The organism is Kitasatospora sp. NPDC018058, from assembly GCF_044327205.1.
GTDB lineage: Bacteria > Actinomycetota > Actinomycetes > Streptomycetales > Streptomycetaceae > Kitasatospora.
In genome coordinates, this window is sequence record NZ_JBIRFA010000003.1 from 331400 (window position 1) to 353215 (window position 21816).

Sequence of the window (21816 nt, forward strand, 5' to 3'; positions counted from 1 at the left end):
CATCCGTTCCGGAAGGACAACTGTCACCATGTCGACAATGAAGAGAAGCAGGCGCGCCGTCCTCCTCGGCACCCTCGCCGCGCTCGCCCTGGGCGCCACCGCGTGCAGTTCCTCCAGCAGCAACCCGCTCGACGGGGGTTCGAGCGCCGCGGCGGGCGGCGGCTCCGGGTCGACGGTGATCGTCGGCTCGGCGAACTTCCCGGAGAACGTCCTGCTCGGCTCGATCTACTCGCAGGCCCTCAAGGCCAAGGGCGTCAAGGTCGAGGAGAAGTTCAACATCGGCAGCCGCGAGGTGCTCTACGGGCAGTTGCAGAGCGGCAACCTGACCGTCCTTCCCGAGTACAACGGCTCACTGCTCGCCCACCTGGACGCCACGGCCACCGCCGTCACCACCCAGGACGTGAACGCGGCACTGACCAAGACGTTGCCCGCCTCGCTGGGGATCCTCGACTCCTCCCCCGCCGAGGACAAGGACACGCTCAGCGTCACCCAGGAGGCTGCCGACAAGTACAACCTCAAGAGCATCTCCGACCTGGCCGCCAAGGCCGGCGAGTTCACCATCGGCGGTCCGCCGGAGTTCAAGTCCCGCCGCGAGCAGCAGTTCAAGGACGTTTACGGGCTGACCTTCAAGGAGTGGAAGCCCACCGCCGACACCACCGCGAACGCGCTCAAGGACGGCAGCATCCAGGTCGGCAACGTGTTCACCACCGACCCGAAGATCGTCCAGTACAAGCTCGTCCCGCTGACCGACCCGAAGAACGTCTTCGGCGCGCAGAACGTCACCCCGCTGGTCAGCAAGGCGGGCGTGAACGCCACCGCGACGGCAGCGCTCAACGCGGTGTCGGCCAAGCTGGACACCGCCGGGCTGACGGCACTGATGAAGCGGGTCGCGATCGACAAGGAGGACCCCTCGACGGTGGCCAAGGACTGGCTGAAGGCCAACGGGCTCGACTGACGCCCGGGGTGGACGGTGAACGGCTCGGCTGACGCCCGGGGCGTACGGCGGACGGTGAACGGCTCGCCCTTCGGACGGCGGTGCGGAGGCCTCGGCTTCCGGGCCGCCGTCCGCCGTACGGGGGGACCTTCCCTTCGACGCCGCGAACATGACAGTGTGGCGCCATGCGCACTCGACTCCTCGCCGCCACCCTCACGGCACTCGCCGCGGTGAGCCTCGCTGCCTGCTCCAGCTCGGGATCGAGCTCGGGCAAGGCCACCGCCGCGGCCGGTTCCCCCACCACCGCCGTCGCCACCCCGTCCGACACCTCGACCCCCGGCTCGACCGGTTCGACCGCCTCAACGCCCGGAACCGCCGGGACGCCCGGGACGCCCGCACCCTCCGCGACCGGCACGGCCGACGGCGCCACGGGCGCACCGGCGCCCGGTACGGACGGCTCGGCCCCGGCCAAGCCCGCGCCGCCCGCCGACGCGGGGCTGCCCGCCAAGCCGGACGCCGACGTGACCGGCAAGGTGGTCGCCGCGCTGAAGGCGATCGACCCGGCGATCGTCGGCGACAAGCCCGACCAGGTGGTGGAGCAGGCCCGCAAGCAGTGCCAGTCGATGTACCAGTTCCCCAAGGACAAGGCGAAGCTGATCGAACTGGCCGACCAGCACTTCACCTCGCCCGACCACCCGCAGGGCTTCGGGCCGGACACCGCCGCGAAGATCAACGACGCGCTGCGCGCCACGCTCTGCCCGCCGACGCGCTAGAACGCTCAGCACCCCCTGACCGCCCGGCATCCTGAGCTCCGGGCAGCCGTGGCCGCGCCCCGCCCGCCGGGTGCGCGGCCATCGGCGTCCGCGAACCCGAACTCCCTTACGGGAAAAGGCGGGAGTCGTGTAGGGTCGGTGAAAGGTGAGCCGGGAAGACTGGTCGGCAAGGTGCCGAACCCTGCCCGAGGAGCCACCGTGAACGCCGACCGGACCGCCTCGCCCGTCCCCGCCGACGCCGCCCGCTCGCTGCAGCTCGGCCCACTGGTGCGCACGGACGAGCACTGGGTGATCGGCGACCACACCCGCAAGGCCCACCTGGCCCTCCTCCCCGAGGGCATGGAGCACCGCGTCGTCGGCCGAGAGTCGAAGCTGGTCACCTGGGACCGCTTCCGGGGCATCAGCCTCCAGGTGGCCTGCGACCCCGTCTTCGCCACGAGGTCCGCCGGCTTCCTGTCGCTCCGGCCGCACAACCCCTGGACGGGCGCCGCGTTGGGCTCCATGCTGCGCGATCCGGAGGAGGACTGGACCGCGCGGTTCACCCACCACCACGCCTGGTACCCCGCCCGTCACATCCTGCTGCTCCGCTTCATGCTGCTGCACGCCGCCTGCGAGCGCCGCCCGGAACTCCTGGGTGACGACGAATGGTTGACGCAGACCGTCGTCAAGCTCCGGCCTCTGCGCTGCTACCAGGAGACCACCGCCCTGCGGCTGGTCGAGGAGACGCTGGGCGACCTGCGCCGCAGGGCCTGACCACCCGACTCCGCCGCGCCCCGGCCGCGGATCCCCTCCCTTCTGCGGCCGGGGAACGCATGCTGACGAACAGTCAGGTCCCTTGACAGGCCAGTGGTCTAGTCCAAACATAAGCATGTCGATCCGACCGGGATGCACTGTGGGGGTGTGACCACCGGCGGCTGAGGCACCGCCCTGCCCTGTTCCGCTCCACCCCCGCTCCGTACGGCGTGCGCACGTTCGCACCGTCGCGCGCCTCCACGCGAGTCGACGGGTTCCGCATGCCCTTGCGTCCGCCTCGAACGCCCCGGCCCGTTCGAGCCTCCCCAACGCCATGCCCCACCACGCCTGTTGGAGAATCCATGCGTCTTCGCAGAACCGTCCAGGCCGCGCTTTCGGCCTGCACCACACTGGTCGCCGCGGCCGGTCTGGTCACCGCCGGAACGGGCACCGCCCAGGCCGCGGCCCCGCTGCCCAGCCGGGTGTTCGCCCCCTACTTCGAGTCCTGGACGGGCCAGAGCCCCGCCACCCTGGCCGCGCAATCCGGCGCCAAGTACCTGACGATGGCCTTCCTGCAGGCCGCCACCAAGGGCTCCTGCACCCCGTACTGGAACGGCGACACCTCCAAGCCAGTCTCCTCCTCGACCTTCGGCGCCGACATCGCCGCCATCCGGGCCAACGGCGGGGACGTGATCCCCTCCTTCGGCGGCTACACCGCCGACAACACCGGCACCGAGCTGGCCGACAGCTGCACCGACGTCAACCAGATCGCGGCCGCCTACGAGAACCTGATCACCACCTACGACATCGGCCGGATCGACCTCGACATCGAGGACAACTCGCTCACCAACACGGCCGGGATCGACCGCCGCAACAAGGCCATCAAGACCGTGCAGGACTGGGCCGCCGCCAACGGGCGCACCGTCCGGTTCTCCTACACCCTGCCGACCACCACCGGCGGACTGGCCGCCAGCGGCCTCGCGGTGCTGAAGAACGCGGTCGGCAACAACGCACGGATCGACGTCGTCAACATGATGACCTTCGACTACTACGACGGCGCCACCCACGACATGGCGGCCGACACCCAGACCTCCGCGCAGGGCCTGTACAACCAGCTGGCCGAGCTCTATCCGTCCAAGACCCCGGCGCAGCTGTGGGGTTCGATCGGGATCACCGAGATGGTCGGCATCGACGATTACGGCGCGGCCGAGACCTTCACGGTGGCGAACGCCACCACCGTCTACAACTGGGCGGTGTCGAAGGGCATCAACACGCTGTCCTTCTGGGCGCTCCAGCGCGACAACGGCGGCTGCCCGGGCAAGGGCGGGGACGACTCCTGCTCCGGCATCAGCCAGAACACCTGGGACTTCTCCCAACTCTTCGCGCCGTTCACCAGCGGCTCAACGGTGACCAACGACTTCTCGGTGGCGGTGAACCCCGGCTCGGCCACGGTCACCGCCGGTTCGTCCACCTCTGCGGCCATCGTGACGGCGGTGGCGGCGGGTTCGGCGCAGAGCGTCAGCCTGTCGGTGAGCGGCGCCCCGGCGGGCGTCACCGCCACCGTCACGCCCGGCAGTGTCACCGCAGGAGGCAGCGCGACGCTCGCCATCGCCACCACCTCGGCGGTGGCGCCCGGGAGGTACCCGCTGACGATCACCGGCAGCGCGGCCTCCGGCACCCACACCACGACCTACGCGCTGACCGTCACCGGCACGGCGCCGTCGACCGGCCTGGTCAACGGCGACCTGGAGGCCGGAAGCCCGGCCCCGTGGACCTGCCAGAGCGGCGGCGGCGTGGTCTCCACCCCGGTCCACGCCGGCTCCTACGCGCTGCGGGCAGCGCCCGGCGCGATCCAGACCGGCGAGTGCTCGCAGATCGTGACGCTGCAGCCCAACACCAGCTACACGCTGAGCGGGTGGGTGCAGGGCGACTACGCCTACGTCGGGGTCACCGGCGGTGCCACCGCCAGCACCTGGACCAACTCCTCGGGCTGGACCAAGCTGTCCGTGCCGTTCACGACCAGCTCCTCGGGCACCGTGACGGTGTACCTGCACGGCTGGTACGGGCAGGGCACTGTCTATGGGGACGACTTCTCGATCGCCTAGCGGCTGATGACTGCCGGCCGACGGCCGACTCGCAACAGATAACGGCTGACAGATGTTGAAATCTGTCAGCCGTTATCTGTTCGCCGTCAGTTGTCACCTGCCGCCAGCTGTCACCCGTCCGCCGAGGTCACCTCGCCGCGGCCCGCAACCACCCCGGTCGGCACATCGTCGCGTACGCCACCGTCGCCAGCACCCCGCACCCCAGCACCACCACCGCCAGCAGCACCGCCGACGGCCGTCCGCCGAGGCTGCTCAGCGGCGCGACCAGCGCCCCGCACAGGAAGTTGCCGGTGCCCAGCAGCGCCGAGGCCGTCCCCGCCACCTGCGGCTCGACCATGCCCAACGCCTGCGCCGCCGTGTTCGGCAGGACCACCCCGAGGCTGCCCATCAGCACGAACAGCGGCGGGCAGAACCCGGCCAGCCCGAAGTCCCACACCATCGTCAGCAGCACCAGCGCCACCCCGGCCGCGACCGCCGTCACGAGCCCGCCCAGCATCAGCGCCCGCGCCGTGAAGCGCGGGGCCAGCACCCGCCCGTTCAGCTGGGTCATCACCACGATCGAGAGTGAGTTCAGCCCGAACAGCAGGCTGTAGGTCTGCGGCGAGACCTGGTACACGTGCTGCAGCACCGTCGACGACCCGCTGATGTAGCCGAACAGCGCGCCGAAGGACAGCGAGCTGGTCAACGCCAGTCCCAGGAAGGGACGATGGCGCAGCAGCCGCCCCATGGTGCGCAGCGCCGCGCCCACCCCGCCGCCGTCCCGGGTCTGTGGCGGCAGCGTCTCGCGCAGCGCGCCGAACGCGGCCAGGGTGAGCAGTAGTCCGAGCGCGGTCAGCGCGCCGAAGGTGCCGCGCCAGGAGGTGAACCGCATCAGCTGGGCGCCGATGATCGGGGCGAGGATCGGCGCCAGCCCGGATATCAGCGCGATCGAGGCGAGGAAGCGCAGCATCGCGACGCCCTGGAAGCGGTCCCTGGCGACGGCTCGCCCGATGACCAGCCCCGCCGACCCGGCCGCGCCCTGGACGAAGCGGGCGGCGATCAGCACCGACAGGTTGGGCGCGAGCACGCACACCACACTGGACACGGTGTAGACGAGCAGGCCGACGAGCAGCGGCGGGCGGCGCCCGAAGCGGTCGCTGAGCGGCCCGAAGAGCAGTTGCCCGGCCGCGACCCCGACCATCGAGAAGGTGAGGGTGAGCTGAACGGCCGCCGGTCCGACCGTCAGCTCCTCGGCGATCGCGGGCAGGCCGGGCAGGTAGAGGTCGGTGGTGAGCGGGCCGAGCGCGGTGAGACCGCCGAGGACCGCGATCATCGCCCGGCCGGCACCGGCCCGGCCGATGCCGGACGTGGTGTCTGCTGCGGGCGCGGGAGCGGTCGACGTGTCGTCGGCGGGGCCGACGGTCGGGCCGGGCATGGCTCTCCTAACGGACGCGGTGACGTGGGTTCGTTCGCGATCCGTCCTATCGCAGCCCGGCGGGGGAAACGACGGCAGGGGTGCGTCCGGGCGGATCCGCCCACTGGCCGATCACAGCACGCCGCACGGCTCACGGCACGCGCACGACGACGGCCCGTCGGCCACCTTCCGGTGCCCGGCGGGCCGTTCCACTCCCTGGTCAGGACGGCCGATCCGGGATCAGCACCCGGTCAGCACCCTCAGTGCTTGGCGACGTGCTCGGCCCGACGGGCCGCCTGCATCGCCGCGCCGTCCTGCCACGCGTAGAGCTGGTTGCCGGTGAGCGTCACATTGTAGTGCCCGCAGGTGCCGCTCGCCTTGGCCGCGATGCTCTCCGGGAACCAGCCGGCCTTGAGCGAGACCGGCACCGGGTGCGGGCCCTTGCCCGACAGCCCGGCGGTACAGCCGGAGGGCAGCCGGCCCTCGGGGAGGGTGGCGCGCAGCAGGCGGTCCTCGCCCGTGGTGGACATCAGGTACTTCACCGAGGAGGCGTTGTCGGGCAGCCAGGCGGGCATCGATCGGCGGTCGGCCTTGGCCTGGGACCCGCTCTCGTACGAGGCCTGCTCCTGGTGGCGCCCGTCCCACCACTCGGACACCCGCGGGCCGATTGCCACGGCGGCCACGGCGACGGCCATGCCGGCGCCCGCGACTCCCAGCGCGACCTTGCTCACGATGCCCTTCATGCCCGACTGCCCTCTCCGTGTCCGGTGCCGATGTGCCGGTTGCCGGTGTGACCGTTTCCGGACGGTCCGGACGGTCCGAACCGTCCGGACCGTCCGGACCGTCCGGCGGAATGGTCCGCCGTCCGGCTGTACCTATCGTGGCCCGGGCCGACCCATCGGATCGTCACCACGAGGTCGCGATCTTGCATCCAACCCACGGGGTACCGTCTCCACCTTCAGGCGTATGTCCGGCGGCCCGATCCCCGGGTACGTGCCGTTCGGGCCCCGATCGAGCCTGTCTGAAGCACGGGACCGCCGCAGCCCCGCCTGCTGCACCCGGGGCACGGACGGCCTCGAACGGGTCCGCCGAACAGTGCCGGGGCAGAGGTGGGTCAGACCGTCGCCGGCACCGGTCGGGCGACCGGGAAGGGGCGCCCGTCGAGGGTCCAGTGCGGGTCGATGGGGCGCAGCAGGGAGGCGTACACCTGGGCGGCGACGTCGGGGTGGCGGATCTCACCGGTGGGCGGGCCGGCCGGGATGTCGTGCCCGGCGCAGGCGACCCAGGCGGTCCGCTCCTCGACCGTGCGCCCGCCGTGGCCGCCGGCGTCGACGTGCCCGTGGTCGGTGACGACGATGACGGTCCACTGCTCCTCCGCGTAGGTCGCCCGGCCGCGGACGGCGTCGAGCAGACGGCCGAGCCGTTCGTCGGCGGTGCGCATCGAGGCGCGGTACTCCTCGCCGCAGCCGAGGAAGTGGGCGGTCTCGTCGACGGCGCCGAGGTAGACGAAGGAGGCCTCGGGGTCGGCGGTGGAGAGGACGTGGACGGCCTCCCGGGTGACCTCCTCGTCGACGGTCTCCCAGGCCTCGGGGGTGTCCTCGGCCGGGGCTATATAGGAGAGCCGGCCGGGGGCGCGGAACAGCGGGCCGCCGGACTGGTTGATCATCAGCGGGTCCCAGCCGGCCGCGACGAAGGTGCGGCGGCGATCGCCGCGGTTGAGGCGGGTGGCGAAGTCGGGGAAGACGTCGAGCCGGTTGCCGCCCAGGTGGTTGCCCCAGACGCCGTGCTTGGCGGGCTCGACGCCGGTCACGATGGTGGCCCAGCAGGGGCCGGACATCGTGGGCGTGCCGTCCGCGACGGTGACCGGCACCAGGAACCCGGCCTCGGCGACCTCCTGGAGGCGTGGCATCGGCACCTCGGCCAGGTAGTCGTGGCGTACTCCGTCGATCCCGACGACGAGCACCCGGGGGCGGGGCCACTGAGCTGCGGACATGCTGGGGCTTCCTTTCGGTCGTGCACACCCGGCCGCGCCCGCCGAGGGCACCGCCGACCGCGCCATGCTTCACCGCCCGCCGTACCGCTCGGCGTCGCCGCGTCGAACGACAGGTGTCCGCGAGGTGTCGGGAAGTCGCCGGTCAGCTGTCGACCGGCCATCGGTCAGCTGTCCGTCAGCGGGCGGACGAACCTGCGGTCGGCCTCGGCGAGTTCGGCGGCCGGTCCGGCGGCGCGCAGCACCACGTCGAGGACCCGCTCCGGGTCGGCGGCGTAACAGTGCGCGAACCAGGGCAGGTTGGCCTCGACCACGGCCCAGTGCTCGGCCGGGTCGTACGGGTCGGCGATCGGGCCGACGTCCAGGGCGACGGCGCTGGGCAGGGTGTGGCCGACGGTGTCGAGCAGGCGGCGGGCGAAGGCAGCGGCCCCATCGGTCAGCGGTGCCGGGTCGAGTCGGCCGAAGCGGGCGTAGCGGCTGCCGGTGAGCACCTCGCCGTCGCGGACGAAAAGCCGATACTCGGCGGCGAAGGTCACCGGCTCGCTGACCAGAACGGGCGTGTCGGGGCCGATCCGCTCGCCGGTGCGCGGCAGCCGGGAGCCGTCCGGGTAGACGGCGGGCGGGATCGACTTGTCGGCGGGCGGCTTGACGAAGGCCGGGTGGCGCAGGGTCCAGGCCTCGGCGAGGGTGGTGAGTTCGATCCGACGACGGGTGAACTCCTCGGGGAGCCGGGTGAGCCAGTCGTCCCCGGGTTCGAGCAGGGCCAGGCCGAGCGGCGCGGCGATCCGTGCGGCGGCGAGCGGCCCGCCGTACCAGTGGACGGGTCGCCCGGCGAGCCGCTCGACCGTCCCCGGGCGGTCCAGGACGGCGGTGGTCAGGCCGCGCCGGACGGCGGCCTCGGCGAGCAGGGTGGTGGTGCTGGTGGTCTGGGCGGAGGTGAGCAGGACCCGCTCCGCCGCGGCCGTGCCCGTACCCGTGTCGGCCTTGCCCGTGCCCGCCTGACCCATGCCCGCCTGGCCCGTGCCCGGCGTCACGGCTGGGGCCGGAACTCGTGGACGACCTCGATACGGCCGACGATGTGCCGGTTGAACTCTGCCAACTCCTCGGCTGGCACCCAGAGTTCGAGGATGGTCCGACCGCCGGCCTGCTGCACGGGGTAGCGGGTGAGGAAGTCGGTCTCGACCTTGAAGCGGGTGACGTAGCCGACGCCGGAGGCGGGCACGTTCCAGTCGCGGGCGATCCGGATCGCGTAGTCCTCGTTGAGGACGGGGTAGAAGATCGGCTGCTCGGGCAGCCGGGGCGGCCAGGCACGCCAGTCGGCGGCCTCGACCAGCGCCAGCTCCTGCGGCCCGGTGGGGCGCCAGAGGGTGGTGGTCGGGGGCGTCCGGGTGGTCTGGCCGTTCATGGCGGGAACGGTAGCCGGGCCGCGACAGGCCCGGCTACCGGATTTCCGCTGGTCGACCGGCGTGGACGAGCCGTCAGCGGTAGGCGGGCTCGCCGGTGATGGCCTCGCCGAGGACCAGGGTGTGGATCTCGCTGGTGCCCTCGTAGGTGAGCACCGACTCCAGGTTGTTGGCGTGCCGCAGCACCGGGTACTCGGTGGTGATGCCGTTGGCACCGAGGACGGTCCGGGCGCTGCGGGCGATCTCCAGCGCGGTGCGGACGTTGTTCAGCTTGCCGAAGCTGATGTGCGGCGCGCGGGCCGCGCCCTCCTCCTTGAGCCGGCCGATCCGCAGCGCCACCAGGTAGGCCTTCTCGACCTCCAGCATCATCTCGACCAGCTTCTGCTGGGTGAGCTGGAAGCCGGCGATCGGGCGGTCGAACTGGATCCGGCTCTTGGCGTAGTCCAGGGCGGCCGTGTAGCAGTCGCGGGCGGCGCCGACGGTGCCCCAGAGGATGCCGTAACGGGCCTCGTTGAGGGAGGAGAGCGGTCCACGCAGGCCGGTGACACCGGGCAGCACGGCGTCGGCGGGCAGCACCACCTCGTCGAAGGCGAGCTCGCTGGTGACCGAGGCGCGCAGCGAGAGCTTGCCGTGCACGTCGGTGGCCGTCAGGCCGCGGGTGCCGCGCTCGACCAGGAAGCCGCGCACACCCTCCTCGGTCTGCGCCCAGACCACGGCCACGTCCGCGATGCTGCCGTTGGTGATCCACATCTTGCTGCCGGACAGCACCCAGTCGCCGCCCTTGCCGCCCTTCTGGACCGCCCGGGTACGCATGTTGGCCGGGTCGGAACCGAAGTCCGGCTCGGTGAGGCCGAAGCACCCGATCAGCTCGCCGGCCGCCATCCCGGGCAGCCAGCGCTGCTTCTGCTCCTCGGAGCCGAAGGCGTGGATCGAACGCATCGCCAGCGAGCCCTGGACGGAGACGAAGCTGCGCAACCCGGAGTCCGCGGCCTCCAGCTCCATGCAGGCGACCCCGTAGGCCACGGCATCGGCGCCCGCGCAGCCGTAGCCGTCGAGGTGCATGCCGAGCACGCCGAGGGCGCCGAGTTCGGGGGCGAGTTCACGGGCCGGGAAGACGCCGCGCTCGAACCAGTCGCCGATGTGCGGGCGGATCCGCTCCTCGGTGAACTTGCGGACGGTGTCGCGAATCAGCCGCTCCTCGTCGGAGAGGAGGTCGCCGACCGCGAGCAGGTCGGACGGGTCGATCCGGGTCGGCTTCGTCATTGAAGCTCCTTGTACTCTCGGCGGAATACCGGGGAGTATTCCGCACCCCGCGCTGCCTCGGGTGGACGGGAGCGAGTGAGGAAGGCGACATGTCCAGCACGGCGTACGTGGTCGACGAAGTGACAGCGGAGGAACTGGACCGCTCGGCGGAGGAGCTCGCCGGGCTGCTGGTGGAGACTGTCAACGGCGGCGCCTCGGTCGGGTTCCTCGCCCCGCTGGAGCCGGGCGAGTCCTCGGCGTGGTGGCGGCCCCTCATCCCGGACGTCGCGGCCGGACGGCGGGTGGTGTGGACGGCTCGGGCGGAGGCCGACGGGCGGCTCGCCGGGACGGTGCAGCTGCGGCCGGCTACGCCAACGAACGGCCGACACCGGGGCGAGGTGGCCAAACTGATGGTGCACCCGGCGGACCGCGGGCACCGTCTGGCCGGGCGTCTGCTGGCGGCGCTGGAGAAGCGGGCGGCGCGGTCGGGCCTTCGGCTGCTGGTGCTGGACACCGAGACGGACAGCCCTGCCGAGCGACTGTACGAGGCGGTGGGCTGGACCCGGGTCGGCTCGGTGCCGGACTACGCGGCCGACCCTGAGGGCACCCTGCACCCGACCACCGTCTTCTTCAAGTCGCTGGTGCGGTGACGGAACAACCGGAACGGAAGGGGAGGCGGAACATGGCGCGTTGGGCGCTGGTCGTCGAGGAGACGGTGGGTGTCGGCGACGATCGAACCTGGGGCAGCAAGGTACTCGGCGAGGTCGTCGGCACCCGCGAGGAGGCCGTCGAGGAACTGCAGCGGATCGTCCCGACCTTCACCCCGCAGCACCCGTTCAACAGCCGGCGGCAGACGCTGCTCCGGGACGGGGACACCTACCTGCTGATCTCGCGGGGGAGCATGCGGGACTACCACTGCGTGTTCAAGGTGTGGGAACTGCTGTGGGACAGCAAGCGGCCGGAGGTGCAGGCGGAGCGCATCGCGGAGGAGTGAGCGGGAGGGGCGGATTTCAGCGAACAGCTGACAGATTTCGAAATCTGTCAGCTGTTCGCTGAAATCTGTCAGCTGAAATCTGTCAGCTGAAATCTGTCAGCTGAAATCTGTCAGCTGAAGCCTGCCGGCCGACCGCCCGACCGCCGCCCCCGGGTCGCTCGCCGTCACCCCACCCCGCACAGCCGCAGCAGCGCCGTGGCCGCCGCGCCCGCGACGACCACCGCCGGGAACGGCGCCCGACGCCAGGCGAGCACCCCCGCGACCAGCACGCCCGCCGGGCGCGCCCACCCTGCGAAGCCATGCCCCTGGGTCAGCGCGCCGGTCGCCACCAGCGCGACCAGCAGCACCGCCGCCGCGACGGCCAGCAGGTGCCGCAGCCGCTCCGAGAGCGCGAGCCGGCGCCCCAACAGCGGTCCGGCGACCCGGTAGGCGTACGTCCCGACCGCCAGCAGCAGGACGGCGCACAGCGGCATCATCGGGCTTCCCCCTTCACGGCCACCACGTCGACCGCGGCTACGGCGGCGGACCCGGCAGGTTCGGCAGACTCGGGAGTCCCAGCAGACTGGGCCGCCTCCCCCGCCTCCGACCGCCCGGCGAACAGCAGCCCGACCAGGGCCAGCAGCACCGGCAGTCCGGCCGGGACGAACGGCGTCGCCGCGACCGCCGCGACCGCGCCCACCAGCGCCGCCGTCCGGGTCCGGCGGTCCGCGAGCGAGGGCAGGACGAGCGCCAGCAGCACCGCAGGGAAGGCCGCATCCAGGCCCACCGCGTCCGTGTTCCCGATCAGCCCGCCCGCGAGCGCCCCGAGCACCACCGCGGCGTTCCACACCACGAACAGCGCGATCCCGCAGATCCAGAACGCCGCCCGGCGCTGGCGCGGGTCACGCTGCTGGATCGCGAACGCGGCGCTCTCATCGGTGAGCAGCTGGGCGCCCAACAGCCTTCGCCACCAAGGCCCTTGGAGCACATCGGCCACCGCGAACCCGAACGGCAGCAGCCGGGCGTTGAGCACCAGCCCGGTGGCGACGGCCGCGAGCGCGCCGCCGCCGGACAGCACCACGCCGACGGCGGCGAATTGCGAACCGCCCGCGAAGACGAGGGCGGAGAGGGCGATCGGCACCCAGAGGGGCAGGCCGCCGGACACGCTGATCGCGCCGAAGGAGGCGCCGACCAGGGCATCGGCGAGGCAGACCAAGGCGATGTCGCGAAGAGTGGCGTATTCCAGTGTTCGGAGTAGCGAACGCATGTCCATCAGAGTGAACCCGCTACCCGCAGTTCGTCAAGGCGAACAGGAAGACCGACAGAGCGAACGCACATCGGCGCGGACGACCGTGGCAGCATGAACGACACCAGGCACCGAGCAGCACCAAGCACCGAGCACCGGCAATCGACCAGTCGGGAACCGACCCGCAGACCGACCCGAGAGCCGCCCGAGAACCCGCCCGAGAAACGACAGAGGAGCCCGGAGAAAGCGTGAGTGGCGAGCATGAGTGACCAGACCTCCCAGCCCACGGGCGCCAACGGCTCCGGCACGGAGCTGATCGGCCAGATCGCCGCCTCCATCCGGCGTGAGCGCGAGCGCAGCGGTCTGTCGATGACCGAGCTGGCCCGGCGCGCGGGCATCGCCAAGTCGACGCTCTCGCAGCTGGAGTCGGGCGCGGGCAACCCGAGCGTGGAGACGCTCTGGGCGCTCGGGGTCGCGCTGAACGTGCCGTTCAGCCGCCTGGTCGACCCGCCGCGCCCGACCGTCAAGGTGCTGCGGGCCGGGGAGGGCCCGGTGACCCACTCCGAGCAGGCCAACTACGCGGCCACCGTGCTGTCCTCCTGCCCGCCGAACGCCCGGCGCGACATCTACCGGATCGAGGCCCAGCCGGGCGAGACCAGGGCCTCCGACCCGCACATGCCCGGCACCGTCGAGCACGTGATGATCGGCTCGGGCCGGGCCCTGGTCGGCCCGGCCGAGGCGCCGGTCGAGCTGGGCCCGGGCGACTACATCAGCTACCCGGGCGACGCCCCGCACCTGTTCCGTGCCCTGGCCCCGGACACCCTCGCGGTGATCGTGATGGAGCACATCTGACCGCCACGCCCCCGGGAGGCCAGCGGCCGGCTACTTCAACAGCCCGTCCAGGAAGGGGTTTCCGAACACCCGGTGCGGGTCGTGCCGGTCCAGTACGGCGACCGCCTCGTCCCAGCCGGGCCCGCCCCCGACGCGCAGGCTGTCGGGGATGACCCGGCCGAGCAGGTCCGGGTCGGCCCAGACCGCGTCGGCGGTGTAGGCCCAGCCCTTGGACCACTCGACGCGCGTTCCCGCTCGGGTGCCGTCGAAGGTGCGCAGCAGCCACTGCTCCAGGTCCCGGGCGAAGCGCTCCAGGCCGGGGGTGCCTGGGAGGGCGAGCACGTCGAGCCAGACCGCGGTGTCCCACTCCGGCCGGTCGGCCCGGGGCCGCAGCGCGGACAGCAGCGGCGGGCGGGCGCCGGGGACGCCGGAGGACGAAGGGTCGTCCAGGCCGGTGACCCGGATCTCCACCGCGCCGTTCACCGGGAACTCGCCCCGGGCCTGGTACTCGCCGAGCAACTGCCGGTAGTAGGCGGCGAATTCGCTGACCACCCACTGCAGGTCGGCGCGCTTGGTCAGGATCGCGTAGCCGTTGGCGGTGACCCGCAGCGTGGTGGGCCGGACGTACTGCAGCAGGGTGCGTGAGGGGCCCCAGAGGTCGGAGCGCAGGCCGCCGGCGAGCAGGTGGGTGATCAGGTCGCCGGTGAGCAGGTCGCGCAGCAGGCCGCCGGACAGCAGGACGTCGGTGAGGTCACCGGTGAGCGCCACCTTGGCGATGAGGTACTGGAGTTGGCCGAACAGCGGGGCCGATCCCCAGGCTCCGCTGACGATTTGGCCGGCCAGCCGGGCGACCGGTTCCGGAATGCTGTCCGAGAACGGGTAGTTGTAGGGCTGGTCGACGGCCCGGGCGGCGAGCGGCTTAGCCGAGGTGACGGTCCAGGTCTTGAGCCACGGGTAGTCGGTGTAGGCGAACCAGATCGCCTCGACCCGACCATCACGCTCGACGAAGTCGGCCAGGGTGCGCGGGCCGCCGCCGCCCAGCAGTCCGCCGAGCACTCCCCCGAGCAGTCCGCCGCCGCTGCCGCCGCCCGGGCGGGCGAACAACTCGGTGGCCGGGATGTCGAGTCGGCTGACGCAGCGCAGCGGCCGGTCGGCTCCAACCCGCAGCACGACCTCGGTGAGGAAGGCGCGCCCCAGGTGCACCAGGAAGGCGGCGCTGTCGGCCTCGGCGCGGTCGAAGGTGCGCAGGGTGTAGCGGCCGGTGGCCGGGTCGAGGACGACGGCGGTGAGCCGGACCACCTGGTTGCTGACCGAGCCGTAGCCGTGCCCGTCCGGCCGCAGTTCGCCGGCGGCGGGGGCGGCCGTACCGTGACCGCCGATGGCGAGCACGCCGCCGACGGTGAGGTCGCCCGGGGCCGGGCAGGCGGTCAGGCCGAGGCCCCGGTCGGCCAGGTGGGCGAGCAGCGCCTCCATGCTCGCGCCGGTCTGCGCCCGGACGGTGGTGGGCGAGTCGGCGGTGAGGGCGGTGAGGTGGCGGCTGGTGTCCAGGAGCAGCACGCGGGCGCTGTCCGGGGTCCCGTTGGCGACGGTGAGCGGCGCCCAGGTGTGCCGGTAGCCGGTGGCGCGCAGCCGCCAGCCGTTGGCGTATGCCCAGTCGGCGAGCGCCGGGACCTCCTCCGGGGTGCGCGGCGCACAGGTCCACAGCTGGTCGGTGCGGATCTCGCCGGACCAGTTCTGGAAGACCTGCTGGTAGAGCTCGGTGCCGGCGGGCAGGCCGGGCGGTACGGGTGTGGCGGCCTCGGCGCTGTCCGGGCCGACGGTTCCGCGCAGCAGCCAGGCCGCACCGCCGAGTGCCGCCGAGGCGCCGAGCAGCCGGCGTCTGCTCAGGCCGCTCCCCCGGTTGCGGCCCGGGTCGCTCCCCTCGCCGCCCGCTCGTCCGCCCGCTCCGCCGTTCACACCGGGTCCTGTGGTCATCCGGGTCCGCCCCCCTGCGCTGGTGTCCCCGGGCCGAGCTGCGGCGGTCCGGGGCGGGCCGGTGTCCGCCCGACCTTGGTCAGGAGCGTACGAAGCGCCGTACGGCCGTTTGAAGCGAACCGGCCAGATTCTCACTCCTTCGAGTGATCACGGCTCGAACAGCTGCGGCCCTCACCCGTGACGGCGCTCAACGCGGCGCCGCGAGGGCCGCCTCCGCGTAGTGCTGCCACCGCTCACCCGCCGCGTCGGGCACGCAGACCCAGTCCTTCATGGGCCGCCCGCCCGCCGGGTCGAACAGGTGCGCCCCCGCCAGCGCGAGGGCCTCCGCGTGCTCGGCCGAGTCCCGGCCCAGCCGGCAGACCAGTTCGTCCCCGGTCAGCCCGACGAAGGCCTTGCCGTCGGGGTCCTTCAGGCAGGGCATGCCGAACATCCGGGAGCGCCGGGCGCCGCGGGGCGCGAGTTCCTCGGCGATCGTCTCGTAGCGGGTGGCGGCGGCATCGTTGCTGGTCATGCCGCCATGGTGGGGCCCGACCTGGCGAACGGCCACCGCGGCCGTCCCGGCTCGTCGGCTGTTGCCCGGCTCCTCGGCGGGCACATAGATTGCTCTTGATCACCGACCCCGCCCGCCCGGAGGCCCCGCCATGCCCTCGTCCGCGCCGCTGACCGTCACCGTCGCCCAGCCCGTCTGCGCCGAGCCCGGGCGCCCGGACACCGTGTCCGTCAACGTCGAGCGGCACGCCGAGGCGGTCCGGGCGGCCGGGACCCGCCTGGTGGTGTTCCCCGAGCTGTCGCTGACCGGTTACGACCTGGCCGCCCCCGCCGTCGACCCGGCGGACCCGCGGCTCGCCCCGCTGGTCGAGGCCTGCGCCGCCACCGGCGCCCTCGCACTGGTCGGCGCGCCGGTCAGGGAGGTCGGCGGGCCCGAGTCCATCGCCACCCTGGCGGTCACCGGCGAGGGTGCCGCCGTGGTCTACCGGAAGATGCGGCTGCACGGCGAAGGCGAGCCCGACCGTTTCACCCCGGGCGAGAAGCCCGTCGTACTGGAGCTGGACGGCCTGCGGCTCGGTCTCGCGATCTGCGCCGACGCCGCCGATCCGACTCACGCCGAGGAGACCGCCGCCCTCGGCATCGACGCCTACGTCGCCTCCACCCTGTACGGTCCGGGCGCCGCGCAGGCCGAGCGGCGGGACGGCCACTGCCGGGCCCGTTCCACCGCACACGGGGTCTGGGTCGTGCTGTCCACCTCCGCGGGCCTCACCGGCGTGTTCCCGGACAGCTCGGGTGGCTCCGGCGTCTGGGCGCCGGACGGTGAGGTGGTCGCCCGGGCCGGCACCGCGGCGGGCGACCTGGCCCGCGCCGAGCTGACCCGGCGGTGACGGGCCCGCCGGTGGATCATTCGGCCCCGGGTGGAAATACCCGGGGCCCGCGCGGGGCTGTCGTGATCGGTGAATCACTGAACCAGTGGATCGGCGGATCGATGGACCGGCCGATCGGCGGACCCGTGACCGGGCCGAGCGGGCCCGTACAGGAGGTGCAGCGCGCGATGGGTGACGAGCGGGAGAAGCCGCGGGAGTACCGGATCGAGCACGACTCGATGGGCGAGGTGCGGGTGCCGGCCGCCGCGAAGTGGCAGGCACAGACCCAGCGGGCGGTGGAGAACTTCCCGGTGTCCGGCCAGCGGCTGGAGCGCGCGCACATCGCCGCGCTGGCCCGGATCAAGGCGGCCGCGGCCCGGGTCAACGCCCGCCTCGGGGTCCTGGACGAGGAGACGGCCGGGGCGATCACGGCGGCGGCCGAGGAGGTCGCGGAGGGCCGCTGGGACGACCAGTTCCCGGTGGACGTATTCCAGACCGGTTCGGGCACCTCGTCCAACATGAACGCCAACGAGGTGATCGCCACCCTGGCCGGCGAGCGGCTCGGGCGACCGGTGCACCCGAACGACCAGGTGAACGCGAGCCAGTCGTCCAACGACGTGTTCCCGTCCTCGATCCACATCGCGGCGACCGCCGCCGTCACCCACGACCTGATCCCGGCACTGGAGCACCTGGCGGAGGCACTGGAGCGCAAGGCCGCCGAGTTCGCCCAGGTGGTCAAGTCGGGCCGCACGCACCTGATGGACGCCACGCCCGTCACCCTCGGCCAGGAGTTCGGCGGCTACGCGGCGCAGGTGCGGCACGGGCGGGAGCGGCTGCTGGCGACACTCCCCCGGGTCGCCGAACTGCCGCTCGGTGGAACGGCGGTGGGCACCGGCATCAACACTCCGCCCGGCTTCCCGGCGGCGGTCATCGAGGAGGTGTCCCGCGCCACCGACCTGCCGCTGACCGAGGCCCGGGACCACTTCGAGGCGCAGGGCGCCCGGGACGCGCTGGTCGAGCTGAGCGGCCAACTGCGCACGGTGGCGGTCGGGTTCACGAAGATCGCGAACGACCTGCGGTGGATGGGCTCCGGTCCGCGCACCGGCCTCGGCGAGATCAACCTGCCGGACCTGCAGCCCGGTTCGTCCATCATGCCGGGCAAGGTGAACCCGGTGCTGCCCGAGGTGGTGCTGATGGTCGCCGCCCAGGTGGTGGGCAACGACGCGACGGTGACGCTGGCCGGCGCGAGCGGCAACTTCGAGCTGAACGTGATGCTCCCGGTGATCGCCCGCAACGTGCTGGAGTCGGTGCGGCTGCTGGCCAACAGCGCCCGGCTGCTGGCGGACCGGACGGTGGACGGCGTCACCGCCAACGTCGAGCGGGCCCGCGAGTACGCGGAGTCCTCGCCCTCGGTGGTGACGCCGCTGAACCGGTACATCGGGTACGAGGAGGCGGCGAAGGTCGCCAAGCAGGCGCTGGCCGAGCGGAAGACGATCCGTCAGGTGGTGCTGGAGCGCGGCTACGTCGAGCAGGGCAAGCTCACCGAGGAACAGTTGGACCAGGCCCTGGACGTGCTGCGGATGACACACCCGTAGCCACCCCGCCCCGGCCGGACGTGCGCCGGGGCGCGGCGGGCTCGCGCCCTCCGCGCCCCGGACACGGGCTGGGGGGAAGATCAGCCCTTGGCGCGGCCGGCCCGGCCGAGCCGCATCGCTGCTCCGTTCGCCGTGATCGTGGCCATCGAGATCGCCGCGAGACCGAGCAGGAACATCACGGCGCCGACGATGACGCAGGTGGTGATGTTCTTGCCGCGCGCGACGGACCCCGAGATGACCCAGGGGGAGAGGATCGTCCAGATACCGAGCGCGGCGGCCGCCCAGGCCCGCGCGTGTGTCCGTTCGTAGGCCGATCCGTAGCCGGCCATCAGCGCCGTGTACGCCAGACCCACGATCAGGCAGGTCACGGTCAGGGTGCTGAAAGCGGTGAAACCGACGATCCACGGCGATGTCGCCAGGAAGAGGCCGGCCAGTACTGCCAGGGCTTCCACGCCCTGGGCGCGAGGGGTCGAGGTGACCCGCTCGTAGTGTTCCCGGAGTTCAACGATGTCCGGGTGGTGCTCCATGCCCGTCGGCATATGGGTTGCCACCGATACCACCTCCTGTGGCTCGGACCATGGAAGGGGCTTGCCCCGTACCCATTCTGGCGCTTATCCATGGTTTTGCACCCGATGGTCCGGAATGATCGATAACCATCTGATCACGCCGGTGACCTGCGTCTCAACACTCCGAGGGCCCATTGCCTATGCAACTCGTTGCATAGGAGGATGCGGGCATGGCACTGGAGCACGCGATCCTCGTCTCGCTGCTGGAGCAGCCCGGCTCCGGCTACGAGCTGGCCCGACGCTTCGACCGCTCCATCGGGCGCTTCTGGACCGCCACCCACCAGCAGATCTACCGGGTGCTACGGCGGATGGAGGCGGACGGCTGGATCGCGGCGGAGGAGGTCGCCCAGGACGGCCGCCCGGACAAGAAGGTCTACTCGGCCGCCGAGCCCGGACGGGTCGCGTTGGCCGGCTGGCTGCGCGAACCGGTCGAGCCGGAGACCGTGCGACACGAGCTGGCGGTCAAGATCCGCGCCGCCGCCTTCGACGACCCTGGCGCGCTGATCTCCGAGGTCGAGCGGCACCGGGAGAGCCACGCCGCCCTGCTCGCCCGCTACCTGCACGGCGAGCAGCGGGACTTCCCCGACCTCTCCGCGCTCGACGCCCGGCAGGATCTCCAGCACGTGGTGCTGCGCGGCGGCATCGAGTACGAGCGGATGACCCTCGCCTGGCTGGACGACGTGCTCACCACGCTGCGCCGGCTCGCTGGCGAGGGGCGGGGGCAGGGTTCGGATGACAGAGTCTGAAATCTGTCATCCGAAATCTGTTACCTGAACTCTGTTCGCTGAGCTCCGTTCGCTGAGCTCCGTTCGCCGAAAGTCGCCATCCGAACACCGTCGCCTGACGCCTGTTCGCCGAGCCCTCATACCCTCGACCCCCGGGAGCCCCTGATGCTCTTCAACCCGCGCACCTACGACCCCGCGCAGTTCGACGAGCCGACCCGCCGCCTGCTGCGCGCGACCGTCGACTGGTTCGAGTCCCGCGGCAAGAAGGCGCTCATCGACACCTACATCGACCGCACCTGGTACGCCGACTTCCTCGAATTCGCCGCCCGGGAAGGCCTGTTCGCGGAGTTCCTGACCCCCTCCGCGGCCGACCCCGACAAGCGCTGGGACACCGCGCGGATCGCCGAGCTGAACGAGATCCTCGGCTTCTACGGCCTCGGCTACTGGTACACCTGGCAGGTCACCATCCTGGGCCTCGGCCCGGTCTGGCAGAGCGAGAACGAGGCCGTCCGGGCCCGCGCCGCCAAGCTCCTCGCCGAGGGCCACGTGATGGCCTTCGGCCTGTCCGAGCGCACCCACGGCGCCGACATCTACTCCACCGACATGATCCTCACCCCGGACGGCGAGGGCGGCTTCACCGCGACCGGCCCCAAGTACTACATCGGCAACGGCAACGTGGCCGGCCTGGTCTCGGTCTTCGGCCGCCGCTCGGACGTCGAGGGCCCGGAGGGCTACGTCTTCTTCGCCGCCGACAGCCGCCACGAGGCGTACCACCTGGTCAAGAACGTGGTGAACGCCCAGATGTACGTCAGCGAGTTCCGGCTGGAGGACTACCCGGTCCGCGCCGAGGACGTGCTGCACACCGGCCAGGCCGCCTTCGACGCCGCGCTGAACACCGTCAACGTCGGCAAGTTCAACCTCTGCACCGCCTCGGTCGGCATCTGCGAGCACGCGATGTACGAGGCCGTCACGCACGCCCACAACCGGGTGCTGTACGGCCGGAAGGTCACCGACTTCCCGCACGTGCGACGGGAGTTGACCGACGCCTACGCGCGCCTCGTGGCGATGAAGCTGTTCAGTGCCCGGGCCGTGGACTACTTCCGCACCGCCTCCCCCGAGGACCGCCGCTACCTGCTGTTCAACCCGATGACCAAGATGAAGGTCACCACCGAGGGCGAGAAGGTCATCGACCTGATGTGGGACGTCATCGCGGCCAAGGGCTTCGAGGCGGACACCTACTTCGACAAGGCCGCCAAGGACATCCGCGGCCTGCCGAAGCTGGAGGGCACCGTCCACGTCAACCTGGCGCTGATCCTCAAGTTCATGGGCAACTACCTGTTCGCGCCCGCCGACTACGCCCCGGTGCCGACCCGCCTGGACGCCGCCGACGACACCTTCCTGTTCCGCCAGGGTCCGGCCCGCGGCCTCGGCGCGATCCGCTTCCACGACTGGCGCACCGCCTACGACCGCCACGCGGAGCTTCCGAACGTCGCCCGCTTCCGCGAGCAGGCCGACGGCTTCTGCGAGTTGCTGCTCAAGCACGCGCCGGGCAAGGAGCAGCAGGCCGACCTGGACTTCCTGCTGGAGATCGGCCAGCTGTTCGCTCTGATCGTCTACGGCCAGCTGGTGCTGGAGCAGGCCGAGTTGACCGACCTGCCGGCCGACGTGCTGGACCAGATCTTCGACGCGCTGGTCCGCGACTTCTCCGCGCACGCCACCGAGCTGCACGGCAAGTCCTCCACCACCGAGGAGCAGGCCGCCTGGGCGCTGGCGAACGTGCGCCGCCCGGTCGCGGACGCGGAGCGCGCGGCGAAGGTGTGGGCGCGGGTCGAGGCGCTCTCGGGCGTCTACGAGATGCAGCCGTAAGGCGGGGAACACCGGGTAAGACCCCGGGGGTGCCGGTCGGCGGGCCGGCACCCCCGGATCACCTCCGGCGGGCTCAGCCGTCGCCGCGCCCCGTGTGATCACCACGTCGGGCC

General features: G+C 72.1%; 22 protein-coding genes. 11 read left to right on the forward strand and 11 right to left on the reverse strand.

Annotation, left to right across the window (positions count from 1 at the left end):
* The first annotated feature begins 37 nt into the window (after positions 1-37).
* The 4 genes from ACH4E7_RS06395 (at position 38) to ACH4E7_RS06410 (ending at position 4544) form a co-directional block, all read left to right on the forward strand.
* Positions 38-955, forward strand: coding sequence for an ABC transporter substrate-binding protein (locus ACH4E7_RS06395; protein ID WP_396247835.1), 918 nt, complete (start codon positions 38-40; stop codon positions 953-955).
* Between the two features lie 164 nt (positions 956-1119).
* Positions 1120-1707 (forward strand): hypothetical protein, encoded by a 588-nt coding sequence (locus ACH4E7_RS06400; RefSeq protein WP_396247836.1) that lies wholly within the window; start codon positions 1120-1122, stop codon positions 1705-1707.
* Positions 1708-1905: 198 nt separating this feature from the next.
* Complete coding sequence (locus tag ACH4E7_RS06405) at positions 1906-2460, forward strand: hypothetical protein (RefSeq protein WP_396247837.1); 555 nt, start codon at positions 1906-1908, stop codon at positions 2458-2460.
* A 341-nt stretch (positions 2461-2801) separates the two neighbouring features.
* Positions 2802-4544, forward strand: coding sequence for a glycosyl hydrolase family 18 protein (locus ACH4E7_RS06410; RefSeq protein WP_396247838.1), 1743 nt, complete (start codon positions 2802-2804; stop codon positions 4542-4544).
* A gap of 127 nt (positions 4545-4671) precedes the next feature.
* Here the strand turns inward: ACH4E7_RS06410 and ACH4E7_RS06415 are convergent, their stop codons facing one another.
* From ACH4E7_RS06415 to ACH4E7_RS06440, 6 genes are all read right to left on the reverse strand, one after another.
* A complete protein-coding gene (locus tag ACH4E7_RS06415; protein ID WP_396247839.1) occupies positions 4672-5958 on the reverse strand; it encodes a multidrug effflux MFS transporter in 1287 nt (428 codons plus the stop codon).
* A gap of 239 nt (positions 5959-6197) precedes the next feature.
* Positions 6198-6680 carry a hypothetical protein gene (locus ACH4E7_RS06420; protein WP_396247840.1) on the reverse strand — a complete coding sequence of 161 codons (483 nt, stop codon included), beginning with the start codon at positions 6678-6680 and terminating at the stop codon, positions 6198-6200.
* Positions 6681-7051: 371 nt separating this feature from the next.
* A complete protein-coding gene (locus ACH4E7_RS06425) occupies positions 7052-7930 on the reverse strand; it encodes an alkaline phosphatase family protein (protein WP_396247841.1) in 879 nt (292 codons plus the stop codon).
* 164 nt (positions 7931-8094) lie between these two features.
* Complete coding sequence (locus ACH4E7_RS06430) at positions 8095-8961, reverse strand: ATP-grasp domain-containing protein (RefSeq protein ID WP_396247842.1); 867 nt, start codon at positions 8959-8961, stop codon at positions 8095-8097.
* Positions 8958-9332: an ADP-ribosylation/crystallin J1 gene (locus ACH4E7_RS06435; RefSeq protein ID WP_396247843.1), complete on the reverse strand. Its 375-nt coding sequence runs from the start codon at positions 9330-9332 to the stop codon at positions 8958-8960. Before ACH4E7_RS06435 ends, ACH4E7_RS06430 begins: the two co-directional genes overlap by 4 nt.
* 73 nt (positions 9333-9405) lie before the next feature.
* Positions 9406-10593 (reverse strand): acyl-CoA dehydrogenase family protein, encoded by a 1188-nt coding sequence (locus ACH4E7_RS06440; protein ID WP_396247844.1) that lies wholly within the window; start codon positions 10591-10593, stop codon positions 9406-9408.
* Between the two features lie 89 nt (positions 10594-10682).
* On the opposite strand from ACH4E7_RS06440, the gene ACH4E7_RS06445 reads away from it, so the two are divergent.
* The gene (locus ACH4E7_RS06445) at positions 10683-11222 is read left to right on the forward strand and encodes a GNAT family N-acetyltransferase (RefSeq protein ID WP_396247845.1); all 540 of its coding nucleotides are present in this window, start codon (positions 10683-10685) and stop codon (positions 11220-11222) included.
* A gap of 32 nt (positions 11223-11254) precedes the next feature.
* Positions 11255-11566 (forward strand): hypothetical protein, encoded by a 312-nt coding sequence (locus ACH4E7_RS06450; protein ID WP_396247846.1) that lies wholly within the window; start codon positions 11255-11257, stop codon positions 11564-11566.
* A gap of 164 nt (positions 11567-11730) precedes the next feature.
* Here ACH4E7_RS06450 and ACH4E7_RS06455 read toward each other — a convergent pair whose 3' ends face one another.
* Together ACH4E7_RS06455 and ACH4E7_RS06460 are read right to left on the reverse strand one after the other, a co-directional pair.
* A complete protein-coding gene (locus ACH4E7_RS06455; RefSeq protein WP_396247899.1) occupies positions 11731-12039 on the reverse strand; it encodes an AzlD domain-containing protein in 309 nt (102 codons plus the stop codon).
* Positions 12039-12812: an AzlC family ABC transporter permease gene (locus ACH4E7_RS06460; RefSeq protein ID WP_396247847.1), complete on the reverse strand. Its 774-nt coding sequence runs from the start codon at positions 12810-12812 to the stop codon at positions 12039-12041. Before ACH4E7_RS06460 ends, ACH4E7_RS06455 begins: the two co-directional genes overlap by 1 nt.
* 240 nt (positions 12813-13052) lie before the next feature.
* Between ACH4E7_RS06460 and ACH4E7_RS06465 the strand changes: the two genes are divergently transcribed.
* On the forward strand, positions 13053-13643 hold the full coding sequence (locus ACH4E7_RS06465) for an XRE family transcriptional regulator (RefSeq protein ID WP_355670459.1): 591 nt from the start codon (positions 13053-13055) through the stop codon (positions 13641-13643).
* Positions 13644-13673: 30 nt separating this feature from the next.
* On the opposite strand, the gene ACH4E7_RS06470 is transcribed toward ACH4E7_RS06465, so the two are convergent.
* Both ACH4E7_RS06470 and ACH4E7_RS06475 read right to left on the reverse strand, forming a co-directional pair.
* Entirely contained in the window at positions 13674-15596 is a 1923-nt protein-coding gene (locus ACH4E7_RS06470) for a cholesterol oxidase substrate-binding domain-containing protein (protein ID WP_396247848.1), read from the reverse strand.
* A 187-nt stretch (positions 15597-15783) separates the two neighbouring features.
* Positions 15784-16107, reverse strand: coding sequence for a hypothetical protein (locus tag ACH4E7_RS06475; RefSeq protein WP_396247849.1), 324 nt, complete (start codon positions 16105-16107; stop codon positions 15784-15786).
* 130 nt (positions 16108-16237) lie between these two features.
* On the opposite strand from ACH4E7_RS06475, the gene ACH4E7_RS06480 reads away from it, so the two are divergent.
* Positions 16238-16972 (forward strand): carbon-nitrogen hydrolase family protein, encoded by a 735-nt coding sequence (locus ACH4E7_RS06480; RefSeq protein ID WP_396247850.1) that lies wholly within the window; start codon positions 16238-16240, stop codon positions 16970-16972.
* A gap of 167 nt (positions 16973-17139) precedes the next feature.
* Positions 17140-18546 carry a class II fumarate hydratase gene (locus ACH4E7_RS06485; RefSeq protein WP_396247851.1) on the forward strand — a complete coding sequence of 469 codons (1407 nt, stop codon included), beginning with the start codon at positions 17140-17142 and terminating at the stop codon, positions 18544-18546.
* An 80-nt stretch (positions 18547-18626) separates the two neighbouring features.
* Here the strand turns inward: ACH4E7_RS06485 and ACH4E7_RS06490 are convergent, their stop codons facing one another.
* Positions 18627-19097: an SPW repeat protein gene (locus ACH4E7_RS06490; protein WP_396247852.1), complete on the reverse strand. Its 471-nt coding sequence runs from the start codon at positions 19095-19097 to the stop codon at positions 18627-18629.
* 185 nt (positions 19098-19282) lie between these two features.
* Here ACH4E7_RS06490 and ACH4E7_RS06495 point away from each other — a divergent pair, with 185 nt between their 5' ends.
* Positions 19283-19858, forward strand: coding sequence for a PadR family transcriptional regulator (locus tag ACH4E7_RS06495; protein WP_396247853.1), 576 nt, complete (start codon positions 19283-19285; stop codon positions 19856-19858).
* Positions 19859-20002: 144 nt separating this feature from the next.
* Positions 20003-21703: an acyl-CoA dehydrogenase family protein gene (locus ACH4E7_RS06500; RefSeq protein WP_396247854.1), complete on the forward strand. Its 1701-nt coding sequence runs from the start codon at positions 20003-20005 to the stop codon at positions 21701-21703.
* Positions 21704-21816: the final 113 nt, after the last annotated feature.